Here is a 16005-nt window from a genome sequence, read left to right on the forward strand (position 1 = left end):
ATGTTAAAAGGCTTGATCACCTTCTCACTGCAACAGCGTGTCTTTCTGCTGATTGGCGCGGTTGTGCTCATGATTTTTGGCTGGTTTGCCGTGCAAAACCTGCCAATTGAAGCGTTCCCCGATGTTGAAGATGTGCACGTGATTATCGTGACACAATCGCCGGGCATGGCGCCAGAGGAGGTCGAGCGCGTCGTTTCACTGCCGATTGAGCATGGGATGAGCGGGGTGCCGGGACTGGCACAAATCCGCTCGGTGTCTATTACCGGGCTCTCCGTGGTCACCCTCACTTTTGCCGAGCGCACGCAAGATTATTTTGCGCGGCAGCAGGTGTTAGAGCGTTTACAAGGGGTGAGCTTGCCCATCGGCTTGCAGCCCACGCTAGCACCGCTGACGACGGCGGTGGGGGAGGTTTACCGCTATTTGGTTGAAGCGCCGGCAGAGATGCCGCAACGCGAAATCCGCGCTATCCAGGACTGGAAAATTATCCCGCAACTGCGCATGGTGCCAGGCGTGGCCGATATCACCAGTTTTGGCGGGACGGTCAAGGAATACCAAATCAAGCTGGATCCTTACCGCTTGAAAAAGTTTGATGTGAGTATTGATCAGGTTAACCAGGCGGTCAGCAACAACAGCAGTAACGTGGGTGGCGGACTCATGCACAGAGGCGACGAGTCGCTGGTGGTGCGTGGCATCGGCCTGTTTCGCAGTCTGGATGATATTGCGCAATCCGTGGTGGATACGCGGGATGGCAAGCCGATTCTGGTCAGCGACCTTGGTCAGGTGGTGATTGGTGACCGCCCCCGTTCAGGCATCGTTTCCTTTAATCAGCAGGATGACATTATTGAAGGCATCGTGCTGATGACCAAGGGCCAGAATGCCGCCAAAGTGATCGACGCCTTGCGCGAGAAGGTGGATCTGGTCAATCAGACCCTGCCGCCCGGCGTCAAAATCGTGCCTTTTTATGACCGCACCGGCCTGGTTCACCACACCGTGCATACCGTGGCAGAAAACCTGATTGTCGGCGCATTGCTGGTGGTGACGATTTTGGTAGTGTTTTTGCGCAACTGGCGCGCCGCCCTGATTGTGGCTTCGGTGATTCCGTTATCCCTGTTATTTGCCTTTATTGTCATGGATTTACGCGGTGTCTCCGCTAACCTGATCTCGCTCGGGGCGGTAGACTTTGGCATTATTATTGACAGTGCAGTGGTGCTGGTAGAGGCGCTGATGGTGCGCCTGGCGGTGGCTGAGGTGGATAAAACACAAGGCAATATGGGGCTGGCCTGGCGCATGCAGACGCTTAAAAGCACGGCGATTGATATGGGGCACCCGATTCTGTTCTCCAAAGCCATCATCATCACTGCCTTTTTGCCGATTTTTACCTTTCAACGCGTAGAAGGAAAAATTTTCTCGCCGATGGCATTCACCTTGAGTTTTGCCTTGCTGGGCGCCATTATCCTGACCTTGACGCTGGTGCCAGCCTTGTTGTCATACACCATGAAGCGTGAGGATATGGCGGAAAAACACAGCCACTGGATGCAAAACTTGCAAAATGCCTATCGTCATATTTTGCTTAAAACCCGCAAATGCCGCGCATGGGTGGTCATTTTATCCGGGGGCATTTTGGTTATATCCGTGCTCTCTGCGCCCATGTTAGGCTCGGAATTCCTCCCCAAGCTGGATGAAGGCAATATCTGGCTTACCGTTGATCTGCCACCCTCGGCTGGCCTGGAAAAAACCAAAGAGATCGAGCGAGAAATCCGTAAGATTCTGAATAGCTACCAAGAGGTGAGGTTGGTGGTGTCGCATGTCGGACGGCCAGATGATGGCACCGACCCTAAGGGACCCTACCACATGGAGATTCTGGCTGATCTCAAGCCGCACAGCGAATGGAAGTTTGCCGATAAGGAATCACTTATCAAGGATATGTCGCGCCGTATCCACGAGATTCCGGGCGTGCCTACCAACTTTTCGCAAGTGATTCAGGACAGTGTGGAAGAGGCGTTGTCTGGCGTGAAAGGTGAAATTGCAGTCAAGATTTTCGGCCCCGATTTAACGATTCTCGAGCAGAAAGCGGCAGAGGTGGTCGATGTCATCAATCACGTCCGAGGCGCAACCGATGTGGCGGCAGTCCGTATTTCAGGCAACTCTGAGCTCGATATCACGCTTAACCGTGCCCAATTATCGCGCTATGGCCTGATGGCGGGCGATGTTAACAATACGGTACAAACCGCGTTGGCTGGCAATCCGGCGAACACATTTTACGATGGCGACCGGCATTTTGATGTCACGTTAAGGCTGGACAGGCCTTTCCGCGATTCTGTGGATGATATTGACGAGTTACCGATTGCCTTGCCAAATGGAAACGGCAGCATCCCGCTCAGCGAGGTAGCCGAGGTGACCATCAAGGAAGGGGCTTCACGTGTCAGCCGCGAATCAGGCTCGCGTATTGTCTCTATTAAAGCCAATATTACAGACCGCGATCAGGGCAGCTTTGTGCAAGAAGCCATGCAACAGGTCAAGGCACAGGTCAAGCTACCGCCTGGCTACAGCATGACCTGGGGCGGGCAATTTGAAAACCAGCAACGGGCCATGAAGCGGCTGATGGTAATTGTGCCCTTGTCTGTGTTGTTGATTTTTATCTTGCTGTTTTGGGCATTCAAGTCGGTCAAAAATGCTTTGCTAGTGTTGCTGATGATTCCATTTACGCTGGTGGGCGGCCTGGCCGGACTGGCCGTGGCCGGACTGCATTTGTCCGTGTCTGCCGCCGTCGGTTTTATTGCGCTGGCCGGCATTTCGGTGCAAAACGGGGTGATCATGGTCGAGCAGATCAAGAGTTTGATGCGCGAAGGCAGAGAACTGTCAGAGTCGGTGATTGAAGGGGCGGTTGCCCGCTTGCGCCCGATATTGATGACGGCCTTGATGGCCGGGTTGGGCTTGATGCCAGCGGCGCTCTCGCATGGCATTGGCTCCGAAACCCAGCGGCCGTTTGCGGTGGTGATTGTCGGTGGTTTAATTACCGCGACCTTGTTCACACTGTTGTTGTTGCCTTTGTTGTTCCCGCTGTTTTCCGACCTGCGCCGTCCGCGCGCTGAATAACCACCAATTTGGTTCAATGAAACCAGATTGGTGGTTGATATCAATCAGTTCTTGTGGGCGAGTGCGCCCAATGTCTAGATTTATTCAATTAAAATCAAGTGCCTGGACTGTTTAAATGATTTGGCACAAATCATGCATACGTGAATAAGTGTAGTGGAATTTAATCGCAATGGCAGTTAACAACAATCACATGCGAGTTTCCCGACTATCCTTTCCCGAGGATATTGCTTGTCCCAAGCTGAAATGGCTTGGGCTTTTTTTTGCCGGTGGCCGGTCGGAATTTTTTGATGTGTGGATGGTGCCGGAGAAGGGAATCGAACCCCCGACCTTTTCATTACGAATGAACCGCTCTACCAACTGAGCTACACCGGCAAACAAGGCGAACATTGTTTGCCAATCTTAGCAAGGGACGGCCAGCCAATCAATGCGGCAAGCGTTTAAACCGTGCTGCGCTTCTCTGCATTGACCAGGTTTTTGGGCAGCTGGAACACGACGTTTTCCACTACCCCTTGCAACTCTTCCACCTGGTTAGCCCCCATGTTTTTCAAAGCAGCAATCACTTCCTGTACTAACACCTCAGGGGCTGAGGCACCGGCAGAAATGCCGATTTTCTTTTTACCTTGTAACCAGCCTGCTTGCAGGTGGCTGGCATTATCGACCATATAAGCTTCTACGCCCTGGTTTTTGGCAACTTCACGCAAACGGTTTGAGTTAGAGCTATTGGGTGAGCCGACAATAATCACCAGATCACAGTCTTTGGCCATGATTTTCACCGCGTCCTGCCGATTTTGCGTGGCATAGCAAATATCATCGCTTTTGGGTGCCTTAATGTTGGGGAAGCGTGTTTTGAGGGCGTTGATGACCTGAGTGGCGTCATCCACCGATAAGGTGGTTTGTGTCACATAGGCCAGTTTGTCAGGGTCGGTGACGGTGAGGGCGGTCACCTCTTCCGGGGTTTCCACCAGATACATGCCTGCTTCGGATTGGCCCATGGTGCCTTCGACTTCTGGATGGCCTTTGTGGCCGATCATAATGATCTCCAGACCATCTTTACGCATTTTGGCGACCTCGATATGCACCTTGGTCACCAGCGGACAAGTGGCGTCAAACGCGGTCAGGCCGCGCGACTCTGCCTCTGCGCGCACCGCTTTGGAAACGCCATGCGCACTAAAAATCACAATGCTGCCTGCCGGAATTTTTTCCAGATCATCGACAAAAATGGCGCCTTTGTCGCGCAATTGACCGACGACAAATTTGTTGTGAACCACTTCATTGCGCACATAAATCGGCGCGCCGAATTTTTCGAGTGCCTGTTCGACAATAATAATGGCACGGTCTACCCCCGCACAAAAGCCACGCGGGTTGGCCAATACGATCTCAGGTGTCACTTCTGTTTGCATAATCAATTCCGTCAAGAGTCTACTGCTGTCTGCGCCTGCAACTGCCAAGCTCAACCACAAGGGCTGGCAGGCATCAGGTATAATCTGCATTTTTGTTGCTCGCTTAAAGCCCATGTTATGAAAAACACTGCTACCTTGCTGATTACCTGCCCGGATACCAAAGGGATTGTGGCGGCGATTGCGCAATTTTTGTATGAGCACAATGCCAATATTTTACACGCAGACCAGCATCAGGATGCGGAAAATAATCTGTTTTTGATGCGCGTCGAGTGGGACCTGACCAATTTCAATGTGGCCGTGGCCGATTTCGAGCAGGCGTTTGGCCCGGTGGCGCAACGCTTTGCCATGACCTGGCAACTCAAGTTGTCTGAGCAAAAAACGCGCATGGCGATCATGGTGTCGCAATATGATCATTGCCTGGTAGACCTGCTGCACCGTCATCATAGTGGCGAGCTGGCCTGCGAGATTCCGCTCATTATCAGTAATCATAAAGATACGGAAAAACTGGCGCAGTTCTATGGCATCCCGTTTCACTATTTGCCGATGACCAAGGAAACCAAGGCTGAGGTTGAAGCACAGCAGTTTGCCTTGTTTGACCAACACAAGATTGACCTGATTGTGCTGGCAAGATACATGCAGATTCTGTCCCCGGCGTTTGTCGCGCGCTATCCTCAGCGAATTATCAATATACACCATTCATTTTTGCCAGCCTTTATCGGCGCGCGCCCCTATCATCGTGCCTTTGAGCGCGGTGTGAAGCTGATTGGTGCGACCAGCCATTATGTGACTGAGGTATTGGATGAGGGCCCTATTATTGAGCAGGATCTGGCGCGTATTTCTCACCGTGACCAGGTGGAGGACCTGATTCAGAAAGGCCGTGATCTGGAACGGGTTGTGCTCTCCAAAGCCGTGCGCTGGCATATTGAACATCGTATTTTGCTTTATGCGAACAAGACCGTGATTTTTGATTAACACGTATCTTTAACAATAAAAAACCGAAGCAATCAAATGCTTCGGTTTTTTATTGTTTACTGCTGAAAATTGCAATGACGGCCAATGTTACGGCAAGACGCGCTCCAGTTTAAACAGATCAGCAATCTGCTCGCGCTCGCGAATCACATGCACCTGATCGCCGTCTACTAGCACCTCTGCGGCACGTGCACGCGTGTTGTAGTTGCTGGCCATGCTCATGCCATAAGCACCGGCAGAGTGTATGGCCAGATAATCGCCTTCTGCAATTGCCAGTGTCCGGTCATGGCCCAAAAAGTCACCACTTTCGCAGACGGGACCTACGATTTCATAGACTGCAGTCGGTGCTGTAGACAGGGCAATGGTCGTGATATTGTGAAAAGCGTCGTACAAGGCGGGGCGCATGAGGTCGTTCATGGCGGCATCGACGATGGCGAAGTTTTTGGTCTCACCTGGCTTGAGGTATTCGACTTTGGTCAGTAATACGCCTGCATTGCCGACCAGCGCGCGGCCGGGTTCAAACAGCACCTTGACGTTTCTGCCCGCCAGTTTTTGCAGGATGGCGGCCGTATAGGCGGCAAAGTCCGGCGGGGTTTCGTCACTGTAGGTAATGCCTACGCCGCCGCCGACATCAATATGCTGAATAGGGATGCCTTTGGCCGCCAGCGCATCCACTAAACCAAGGACTTTATCCAGCGCATCTAGAAACGGCGATAGCTCGGTAATCTGCGAGCCGATATGGCAATCGACGCCATGCACGGCAATGTTGGACAATTGTGCCGCTTTTTCATACAAAGCCAGTGCATCTTCAAATGCCACGCCAAACTTGTTATTTTTAAGGCCGGTAGAGATATAGGGGTGGGTTTTTGCGTCTACGTTTGGATTGACCCGCAACGAAACCGGGGCCTGTTTACCCAGGCGAGCCGCCACTTGCTGGATACGGTCCAGCTCATTGATAGACTCTACGTTAAAGCAATAGATCCCCGCTTCAAGGGCGGCCTCAATTTCAGCGTGGGATTTTCCAACGCCAGAGAACACGACTTTTTTCGGATCACCCCCGGCTGCAATCACGCGGGCCAGCTCACCGCCAGACACAATGTCAAAGCCGGCACCCAGGCGGGCAAACAGATTCAGTATCGCCAGGCTGGGGTTGGCCTTCACGGCAAAACAGATCAAATGGTCATGCCCACGCAGCCCGGCAGCAAAATGCTCAAACGCCTGGGTGAGTGCCGCCCGCGAATAGACGTAGGTGGGGGTTTGGTGGGTTTGCGCAATATCACGCAAGGCTACATTTTCGGCATGTAGCAGGCCTTGTTGGGTTGAGAACGGGATCACGATGGCGACTTGTCTGATGGCGGTTGTGGTTGAGGATACTGACGCTCAGGAAGATACAAATTGCCTTTGAGGCCACAAGCACTAAGTGTGCATAACAGCAGCGCAAGTGCTATTAATTTTGTAGAGCTGGCAAACATGATCCTGGCGTCCAATCAAAATAAAGCCAGATTTTACCACTAAAGCTGCGCAGGCCCATCCCTGGTCGCGCGCGCTTGGGCCAAGTCTACCGTTTGTCGGCCAAGGGTAACCGCTAGTCGGCTACTGCTAGACAGGAAGAATCGCTGTTTGCATGATAAGGCTGTGCAAAAAGGGGATATTCATGAAGCGTCTTTTACAACAAGGCTTTAGTCTGATTGAAGTGATGGTGGTGGTGGCCATTATCGGCTTGCTCGCCAGCATTGCTGTGCCGGGGTATCAAGATTATGTTAGAAGTGGCAACGCCGCTGAGGCACCAGCCAATCTTGCCAACTGTCGTGTCCAGGCCGAACAGTTTTATCAGGATAATTTTACCTATGTGGGCTTTGTCTGCAACCCAAGTGATGCCAAGTATTTCGATTACTCGATTGATAACCAGTCAGCGACGACTTACACCCTGAAAGCGACAGGCAAGTCAGCGCAGAAAATGGGTAATTTTTCATTTACCGTGAACCAGGATAACGCCAAGACCTCCACCTACGACGGCACCACTGGCGCTACTTGCTGGCTGACTTCATCCTCAGGAAGTTGCTAATGCAGCAGCAAGGCTTTACCTTGATTGAGCTGGTAGTCACCATGGCAGTGTTGGTGTCGGTCAGTACTATCGCAATTCCAGCATTCCAGACATCTATTGGAAATGCTCAGGTTCGTACTGTTGCCGAGTCTATTCGTAATGGACTGCAACAAGCTAGGGCGGAAGCCATTAAGCGAAATGCTAGGGTTAAGATGACTCTAGAACAGAATAGCGCATGGCAAGTTGGTTGCGTCACAGTGACGCCAAACTGTCCAGCGCTCATTGCACAAAAAAGCGCTATCGAAGGATCATCAAGCAATATCACTGTTACTGCAGATCATAATACTGCAGTGTTTGGTAGCTTTGGCACGCGGGATGCAGCAACACCCATCGCATTGACAGTGGTGAATGTGAGCAATACACAAGTGAGAAGCGAGGAGCTTCGTGCACTAAGGGTTATTTTGACGCCTGGCGGTAACATCAAAGTATGTGACCCCTCAGTGACAGAAAATGGAGACTCGAGAAAATGTTGATTTTTTCTCAAAAAAGAATGGCTAATTTAGCGAGTCAGCAAGGATCAGTCTTGATTGAATCTTTGGTGGCAGTAACTATTTTCAGTATGGGTGTTTTAGCCCTGGTTGGCTTGCAAAGTGCCATGATAAAAAATAGCAGTGATAATCGCTATCGGGCAGAAGCTCAACTCATCGCTCAAACACATGTTGCCAATATGATGGCATATGGTGGAGACGCAGCAACCTACGTTTCACAAGTGGATGCTGAAAAAATTAAAACGCAGTTACCAAACGGAACACTTACCTTTTCTGCGATCACGAACAGTATGGTCACAGTGAGTGTCGGATGGCAGGTGCCCGGTGGCAGCCGCCATGTAGTGAATGCTTCAAGCTATTTGTTCGATGTGATGCAATGACGCAATACTTCAATTTTATTCATAAATATCGTAAGCGCTCACTCCAGTCTGGGATGTCGCTTGTTGAGCTGCTAGTTGGGATATTGATTGGCTTGGTAGCCACGCTCGCAATCAGTAATTTATTTAGTGGTTTCGAAGCACGCAAACGTACCATTACCTCTGGTTCAGATGCGCAATCGACGGGTGTGCTTGCCATGTTTTACATGAAGCGAGATGCGCAGAATGCTGGTTATGGTTTACCACTCAATAATAGCAGTGATCCTTCTCCTTTACTTTGCCCGATTAATACCTCTATTAATCAGGGAGGCGTCATCATCAATCTTTCACCTGTGGTGATTGTGGATGGCGGTGCTGGCAGTGACATTTTGCGCATACGGTATGGAAATCCGTCAGCCGGTGGCGCTTCTTTACGTGCCACCGGAACCATTACTAGCCCCACGCTGGATGGCGCCCTGATTGGTTGCCGTGAAAACGATATTGTTTTATACCGTCAAACGAATTCGAATCCGAATTGTAGCCTGGGGAGATTGCAAAGACTGAATCCTGACCGTGTGATTAACACTCTGTCGGAGCTCAACACAACCCCTACTGCAAGCCCAGTGAGTGATTTGAATGGTTCTGAGTGGGTTAGATTCTCGTGTTTAGGGGCATGGAATCAGTATGAATACGCTGTAAATGCGGCATTCGAACTTACGCGAACTGGTGGAGTCGAAGGCGGCAATCCTTTTCCTGATAGTACAATCGTACCAATTGTCAGTGATATTGTTTCACTACAAGCCCAGTATGGGGTGACTAATACGATTGACCCAACTTTTGCTGCTGCAAACTCAAGCGCTGTCACCCCCTTTTCAGCAGCAAACTATCTGAATCGCGTTGATCAGTGGGTGGATGCGACCGGAATATATGGCCCCTCAATAGAGCTTTTGGATCGTAACCGTATTCGTGCAATCCGTATTGCTGTGGTTGCAAGGGATGGTAATTTGCAGAAGAGCGATGTGAGTCAACCTTGTAATGGTGCTGCGACAGGCTTAGCCAGGGTATGCATCTGGCAAGCTGATAATACTCCAGCAAATGTTGACTTAAGTAGCGTTCCCAACTGGCAGCGGTATCGGTATCGCGTGTTTGAAGCCACTGTTCCGTTGAGAAATATTATTTGGAATCGTGATGCGCTATAACTTGATTTTATCTGGTGGGGTAAGTACTCGCACTTCGAGACAATCGGGGATTGTGCTGTTTTTTGCATTGCTTGCATTAGCCGTCATGTCCATTGCTGCTGTTGCCTTGATCCGAAGTGTAGATACGAATGCTTTATTGTCAGGGAATATTGTCTATCGTCAATCAGCGAGTACTACATCTAACGTGGCTTTGGAGGGCATTGCGCAAAGCATTGCCACCAATATTTCTCTCACCGACAGTTTAAGTAATCATCCAACATTAGGGTATTACGCCAACTGCAGCCAATTTGATACAAATCCTGATCAATTAATCTGTGATGGCAGCCAATTAACAACCATGACTTGGAATGATGGGAATAGCCGTCTTGCGCCTAACCAAACTGATGGCAACGACGAAATTCGTAATGGCATAGACCGTCAAGGCAATGAAATCCGTTACATCGTTGAGCGTATGTGTAACTACAGCAATGCTGAAATTACCGCTGGTGGTGCGTTAGTCGACTCTAACCGTTGTGTAATGGCAAGTACCAGGGCTTGTGGCGAAGACAGTTCGCATGACTCAGGCAAAAAAGAAGAATTTGAGCCTTGTACCCCTGGATCAGATTTTCCTTTATTTCGTGTAACGCTGCGAATTTCAGGGCCAAAAAATACAGTCACATTTTTGCAGTCTTTTCTCTCGAATTAGGCGGATAGCATGATGAAAAATCGAGGCTTTATGAATAAATTAGTTTGGCTGATTGTATTGATGCCTGCCATTTTGCACGCTGAGTTTCTTGATTTGGCAACCATGCCGCTACAGACTTCAGGCAGTTCAGATGTGAAGCCTAACTTGATGTTTGTGCTGGATAACTCGGGCAGTATGGGCTTTAATTACACCCCTGATTGGGCTGCGGATGACCCTGATGCAAGAACCTATTACAGCTCAGGAAGGTGGAATACCTACGATACAGATGACTGGTTATTTAGTAATTCAGCTTTTAATACACAATTTTATGATCCACAGGTGACCTATTCCACCCCTTTAAACTACCTTGGGACGAGCCTGGCTAACAAAACATCCTACAGTGGCTTTTCTGAAACAGTCACTACATTTTACGGCACTTACACTAGAGGTAGATCAGCTTATTACTATGCATATGTACCGGGAGAGTACTGTACGACCCCAGCGCTGACGAGCTGCATTATTTCAAAAACGCCTACAGCCACGAATAAGTATCCTGCTGCAATACGTTGGTGCAACTCCGCCTCGGCTTCAGGAAAAAGGCAATTGGATACAACTGGCGGAGTACAAGACCGCTGCCAAGCAATACGAAATAATGTAACCACTGTAAATGATACAAATACCTATACATTTCTACGTGAACCAAGAGCCACCTATCGGGTGACATTTAGTATCACTGGCTCTGTGAGTGTAACAAGCATCAAAATTAACAACATTGAGTTGCTCTCGTCAGCGACAAGTTCTAGCTCCTCTTCGTCCACAGTTGCCACTAGGGTAAGCAATAATATTTGTACTAGCAGTATCACGGGCAATTGCAAAATTGCTGGAAATACACTTAGCAATGTAAGCGGTGGTAGTTTTAACATTAGTACCTTTGCCGGTGATCCGGTTAACCCTTCAAGTCCAGTTCAAATTACCTTTTCTGGTACTGGCGGGAGTTACACTGCAACAGTCGTCAGTCCTAGTAACAGTGACATTCCTGGCAGCTTGGTTTATCAGGAAATTAGCACAGGGCAAACCAGTTACACCGCGCCAGGCTCCAATAGCAAAGGATTAGATCGAACAGACTGCGCCGGAAGTGTATGTACTTACAATGAAGAGTTTACAAACTTTGCAAACTGGGTGACTTACTATCGTACGAGAATGCTGTCGATGAAGACTGCTGCTAGCCAGGCCTTCAAGTCGCTTGACTCACGTTATCGAGTGGGATTCGTGACAATTAATTCACCAGCTTCAAACTACTTGGCTTTGGCTGCATTTGACAGTACACAAAAGCGTCTTTGGTACGATAAACTTTTTGCTGTGAACCCGACGGGCAGCACGCCATTACGTACAGCGCTTTCAAGTGTAGGCAGACACTTTGCTGGGAAAAAGACACTTGGAACTGACGATCCGATGCAATACGCCTGTCAGGCGAATTTTACCCTCCTAACCACAGATGGTTATTGGAATGATTCCAGTAACCCTACACGCATTAATGGCTCTACAGCGATTGGTAATCAGGATGGAACAGGTACAGCAAGACCTCAATTTGATAGTAGTAATAAATCGAATACTTTAGCAGACACCGCTAAATATTTTTATGATACCGATCTTAGGGATAGCAGCTTGTCCAATTGTAATGGTGCACTTGGCTCTTCAGTGTGTGGAACGGGTGATGATTATCCTAAGCAAAATATGGTTACGTTGACGTTAGGTTTGGGCATAGATGGGACGCTTTTATATAGTGATGATTACAAAACGCAGACGATAGGTGACTTTAAGGATTTGACGAGTGGTACAAAAAACTGGCCTGATCCAACGTTGGCTGAGAACGGTTCTCGCATTGATGATCTCTGGCATGCTGCTGTCAATGCAGGTGGCACTTACTACAGTGCCAGTAATCCAAAATTGTTGCGGGAGTCACTTGCAAAGGGGCTTTCTGAAATCAAATCCATTCAAGGTTCCAGTGCCGCCGCCGCCGCTAGTAGTCTTGCACCTACCACTGGTGATAACTTTCAGTATGTTGCAAGCTACCAGTCTGTCAAATGGACCGGTAACCTTGAGGCGCGAACAGTAAATACAACCTCCCTGCAAACCTCTGAAGCCGCAATCTGGTGTATTGAGAATGTCGCTGCTGAAACTTGTGCTCCGCCAGCTACTTCCTACGCTGCGCCAGATGGTAATTTTTACTGTAAAACCACTAACTCCGATCAAACGACTTGTGAAGGCGCCCAAGGCTCATTAGGATCCGCTTTAAACTTTAGCGAACCGGCCTCTTGTTATGTGCAGATTGCACGTAGTTGCAATGGAAAGTTACGGAATCAGCTAGGACAGAGAAAGATATTCTTTAATTACAACAACTCTCTGGCGCTGTTCACAGCGGATAATTTGCCGGTTGAGCATAAAACTGCGCTGAACAATGGATATTTAGCATTGAGTCAAATGCAAGGCCTACCTGCCTCAGATCCTAAAATCACTGATGCGACAAAAGTGACTAAGATAGTTGACTTCATTTCAGGGAATAAAACCTATGAAGACTCTAGCTCAAATACAGTGGCTGCAAATCGATTGTTTCGAGAGCGGCAAGCGGTTCTCGGTGATATTTCCCAATCTAGGCCGGTGTATTTCAAAAGCTCTAATGTGAGCTATCTTGATGCTAACTACAAAGCCTATAAAAGCGCGACGTCCACCCGTACACCAGCAGTATACGTGGGCGCAAATGATGGGATGCTACACGCATTTAATGCGAATGATGGTACTGAAATGTGGGCATTTATTCCTACACCAGTCATTACTAATCTAGCAAATCTTGCTGATAAAGAATATGGTGCCAATTATCACACCAATTACGTGAATGGTAATCCAGTCGTAGCTGATGTATGTATCTCAGGTTGCTCTGGCAGCTCTGCAGTTTGGCGAACTATTCTCGTTTCAGGATTAAATGGTGGAGGGCGCGGATATTTTGCGATTGATGTTACAAGTCCTGAATCGCCAGTTTTGTTGTGGGAATTTTATGCACAAGCTTCTGGTGCAAATAGTAATCTCGGTTACAGTTTTGGCAATCCCATCATTACAAAAATGCAAGATGGGCGCTGGGTAGTTTTGTTAACTTCTGGATACAACAATGGGACTTATGCGCGAAAATTAAATGATGGTAGCTTTGCCACCAACAATCCAATTGGGGATGGTGGGGGATATTTGTATGTGTTAGATGCAAACACTGGCGCATTGTTAAAAACACTTTCTACTGGTGAGGGAAGTGCAGCTAATCCTAGCGGCCTTGCAAAAATTTCTACTTATACTGAGCAGATGTTTGAGAACAATACCGCGGTGAGTGTATATGGAGGTGATTTAAATGGTAACGTTTGGCGCTTTAATATCAACACTAATGCAGTGACTAAAATTGCCAGTTTGCGTGATGGCGGTGGCAATGTTCAAAAAATCACCACTAAGCCTGAGTTAGGCAAGATTGATAAAAATGTTGTGGTAATGATAGGTACCGGAAAATTTTTGGAGCCTGCTGATCTTACAAATACGCCTCAGAACTCAGTGTATACGTTTAAGGATAACGGTCAAACAACGGCAATTGGACGCAGTCAATTAGTGACGCAAATATTGGGTGGAAACAGGACTGTGACTGCTAATCCGGTGAGTTATACAAGTGGATATGGATGGTTGTTAGATTTTCCAGCTGGCGAACGTGTGAATCTTGATCCACTATTGCTAAATGGCGTTTTATTAATGCCGACATTAGTCCCTAGTAGTGAGGCTTGTAGTGGCGCCGGATATGGATGGTTCAACTATTTTAATTATAAAAAAGGCGGTTCAGTTGTCGCAAGTGGTATTGTTTCAGAGAAAATGACCACACCTGCGGTAGGTTTCAATATTGTCTACGATGCCAATGGCGTACCACATGTATTAATCACTGGCAGTAATGATCCAACCCCTTTTGAGGCGACATTAAGCAAGCAGGTTTTCGGTTTGCAAAATACCATCAAGTCCAATGAAATTTTTCAGCAGAAAACGAATGGCAGCTACGGTACTAAACAGAGCTGGCGGGAGTTAATCCAATAAGAAAGTACAGGCAGTTCATGAAAATACAAAAGCCCCAATGCGCATTGGGGCTTTTTATTACTTGATGCGGATTACTTTACCTTTTTTGCAAATACATACAATATCAGGCAAATTGCGACGATGATGCCAATCAGTGTGTAGATGCCTGCTGCGCCTAAAAACATGGTTGCCTCCTTCTCGTCCGGTTGAAGAGAAGTTTTATTGTAGGCAAACGTCAGGCGGGTGTCTATCAGTTGAGGGCTGGACCAGTTGGGTGTCTGGGCAAGCGATATGCGATGCAATGCCACGCTATGAACTGCGTGGAGGTGTGAGGCAAACTGCCGGTGTGTTTTACACAACTTCCAGCGTCAGCTCAGCAGGTTTGTAAATTGCCTGAATGTTGCTGTCTGCAGTGATATCTTCAGCCAGATACATAATGTCCTGCGCCGTCATCAATTCTGGCATGCTGGCGGTATAAGTCAGCGGCTCGTCTTGTTGCAAGTCTTTCATGGGGCGTCCTTTAGTTCTGTTTATGTATACTTGTATTAACGTCATCAGGTTTCCATTCTTGAATTAATTTGTTCATGCGATCATTTAAATCTATGTTAATGGTCTTGTATGACGCTTTAATGAACCAATCCAGATTTTATAAGGGCTGTCGGCCGGTTTGGCTTAAAATATTGGCAGGGTTGAACAACAAAAAGGAGTCGGATGCATGCGTGCGAGTCGGTTTATGTGGGTTGTGTTGATGGCCATGCTGGCGGCGGTGGGGTATTGGTATTGGCAATCGCTGCAGTTGCCAGCGTCTGCACCTGCGCAAAGTGCGCTGGCTCATACTATCAATGAGTGTGATTTGATTGCCAGTAAGGCAGCGGCCGCCTTACCAGAGCAACTGCCCTTCCAGAAGCTGGAAAAAGCGGCTAGACAGTCACGCGTGTTGGAACATTGCATGCAAGACCGGGGCTATCAGGAAAATCCTGACTGGGTGGTTGCCGCGAACAATCAGGCGAAAGCGATGGCCTCTGCCCAAGGAATTTCAGACAGCGAAGCCTATGAGACATTGCGCCGTAAAGCCATGTTGCAGTCAGACCAGCAACCGGGCTACTGGCGCAAACGGCCTTGAGGCATCAACGCTTTTGACCCAGGTAGTCGGTTTTGCCCAGTGGCACCCCAATATGGCGCAAAATGTTGTATGCCGTGGTGACATGAAAATACACATTGGGCATGACCCATTTTTCGAGATAATCCAAGCCGGTGAAGGTCAGATCCACTTTACGTATGGTTAACACCACTTCTTTATGTTCGGCGCCTTCCAGCTGTGAAGGCTTGATGGCTTCGAGAAACGCGACTGTCTTAGTGATTCTGGCGTAGAGCTGTTCAAAACTTGCTTCATCATCCGCATATTGCGGAATGTCTATGCCAGCCAGTCGTCCACCCGCCCCTTTGCTCATGTCACTCACCAGTTGCACTTGTTTGGTTAATGGGTACATGTCCACATACAAGCGGCTATTCAGTAGCACTTCTGGTGCGACTTTTTTCTGTTCTGCATAGGCTTCCCCTTGCCGCAGAATGTGCTCGAGATTTTGCAGGTTACGAATCAGCGGGGCGATACTGGCATCATAAAGTTGCATGTGGAA

General features: G+C 48.6%; 14 protein-coding genes and 1 tRNA gene. 9 read left to right on the forward strand and 6 right to left on the reverse strand.

The genetic code is table 11. From position 1 onward, the window contains the following. Positions 1-3096, forward strand: a complete 3096-nt coding sequence (locus Q9292_RS03495) for a CusA/CzcA family heavy metal efflux RND transporter (protein ID WP_313984801.1) — start codon at positions 1-3, stop codon at positions 3094-3096. Between the two features lie 296 nt (positions 3097-3392). Here the strand turns inward: Q9292_RS03495 and Q9292_RS03500 are convergent. Next, positions 3393-3468, reverse strand: a tRNA-Thr gene (locus tag Q9292_RS03500). Positions 3469-3533: 65 nt separating this feature from the next. After that, the gene (ispH, locus tag Q9292_RS03505) at positions 3534-4496 is read right to left on the reverse strand and encodes a 4-hydroxy-3-methylbut-2-enyl diphosphate reductase (RefSeq protein ID WP_313985792.1); all 963 of its coding nucleotides are present in this window, start codon (positions 4494-4496) and stop codon (positions 3534-3536) included. 117 nt (positions 4497-4613) lie between these two features. On the opposite strand from ispH, the gene purU reads away from it, so the two are divergent. After that, positions 4614-5468, forward strand: a complete 855-nt coding sequence (gene purU, locus Q9292_RS03510; protein WP_275357583.1) for a formyltetrahydrofolate deformylase — start codon at positions 4614-4616, stop codon at positions 5466-5468. 87 nt (positions 5469-5555) lie between these two features. Here purU and lysA read toward each other — a convergent pair whose 3' ends face one another. Continuing rightward, on the reverse strand, positions 5556-6800 hold the full coding sequence (lysA, locus tag Q9292_RS03515) for a diaminopimelate decarboxylase (protein ID WP_313984805.1): 1245 nt from the start codon (positions 6798-6800) through the stop codon (positions 5556-5558). Continuing rightward, complete coding sequence (lptM, locus tag Q9292_RS14320) at positions 6797-6937, reverse strand: LPS translocon maturation chaperone LptM (protein ID WP_379074049.1); 141 nt, start codon at positions 6935-6937, stop codon at positions 6797-6799. Before lptM ends, lysA begins: the two co-directional genes overlap by 4 nt. Before the next feature lie 182 nt (positions 6938-7119). Between lptM and Q9292_RS03520 the strand changes: the two genes are divergently transcribed. From Q9292_RS03520 to Q9292_RS03545, 6 genes are read left to right on the forward strand one after another with little or no spacing between them, the layout of a single operon-like run. Then, positions 7120-7530: a type IV pilin protein gene (locus Q9292_RS03520; protein WP_313984807.1), complete on the forward strand. Its 411-nt coding sequence runs from the start codon at positions 7120-7122 to the stop codon at positions 7528-7530. After that, complete coding sequence (locus tag Q9292_RS03525) at positions 7530-8042, forward strand: GspH/FimT family pseudopilin (RefSeq protein WP_313984810.1); 513 nt, start codon at positions 7530-7532, stop codon at positions 8040-8042. The genes Q9292_RS03520 and Q9292_RS03525 overlap by 1 nt, the downstream gene beginning before the upstream one ends. Next, complete coding sequence (locus Q9292_RS03530) at positions 8036-8437, forward strand: hypothetical protein (RefSeq protein ID WP_313984813.1); 402 nt, start codon at positions 8036-8038, stop codon at positions 8435-8437. The genes Q9292_RS03525 and Q9292_RS03530 overlap by 7 nt, the downstream gene beginning before the upstream one ends. Further along, a complete protein-coding gene (locus tag Q9292_RS03535; RefSeq protein ID WP_313984817.1) occupies positions 8434-9612 on the forward strand; it encodes a PilW family protein in 1179 nt (392 codons plus the stop codon). Before Q9292_RS03530 ends, Q9292_RS03535 begins: the two co-directional genes overlap by 4 nt. Further along, on the forward strand, positions 9602-10297 hold the full coding sequence (locus tag Q9292_RS03540; RefSeq protein ID WP_313984820.1) for a pilus assembly PilX N-terminal domain-containing protein: 696 nt from the start codon (positions 9602-9604) through the stop codon (positions 10295-10297). The genes Q9292_RS03535 and Q9292_RS03540 overlap by 11 nt, the downstream gene beginning before the upstream one ends. Before the next feature lie 9 nt (positions 10298-10306). Then, positions 10307-14389: a pilus assembly protein gene (locus Q9292_RS03545; RefSeq protein WP_313984822.1), complete on the forward strand. Its 4083-nt coding sequence runs from the start codon at positions 10307-10309 to the stop codon at positions 14387-14389. A gap of 330 nt (positions 14390-14719) precedes the next feature. Here Q9292_RS03545 and Q9292_RS03550 read toward each other — a convergent pair whose 3' ends face one another. Beyond that, positions 14720-14878, reverse strand: a complete 159-nt coding sequence (locus tag Q9292_RS03550; protein ID WP_194749004.1) for a hypothetical protein — start codon at positions 14876-14878, stop codon at positions 14720-14722. A 205-nt stretch (positions 14879-15083) separates the two neighbouring features. On the opposite strand from Q9292_RS03550, the gene Q9292_RS03555 reads away from it, so the two are divergent. Further along, positions 15084-15491 (forward strand): hypothetical protein, encoded by a 408-nt coding sequence (locus tag Q9292_RS03555; protein WP_313984826.1) that lies wholly within the window; start codon positions 15084-15086, stop codon positions 15489-15491. A 4-nt stretch (positions 15492-15495) separates the two neighbouring features. On the opposite strand, the gene Q9292_RS03560 is transcribed toward Q9292_RS03555, so the two are convergent. Continuing rightward, the gene (locus Q9292_RS03560) at positions 15496-15999 is read right to left on the reverse strand and encodes a DUF1993 family protein (protein ID WP_275357598.1); all 504 of its coding nucleotides are present in this window, start codon (positions 15997-15999) and stop codon (positions 15496-15498) included. Between the last annotated feature and the right edge of the window lie 6 nt (positions 16000-16005).

The sequence above is a fragment of the Methylophilus sp. VKM B-3414 genome (assembly GCF_032248435.1).
Taxonomy (GTDB): Bacteria; Pseudomonadota; Gammaproteobacteria; order Burkholderiales; family Methylophilaceae; genus Methylophilus; species Methylophilus glucosoxydans.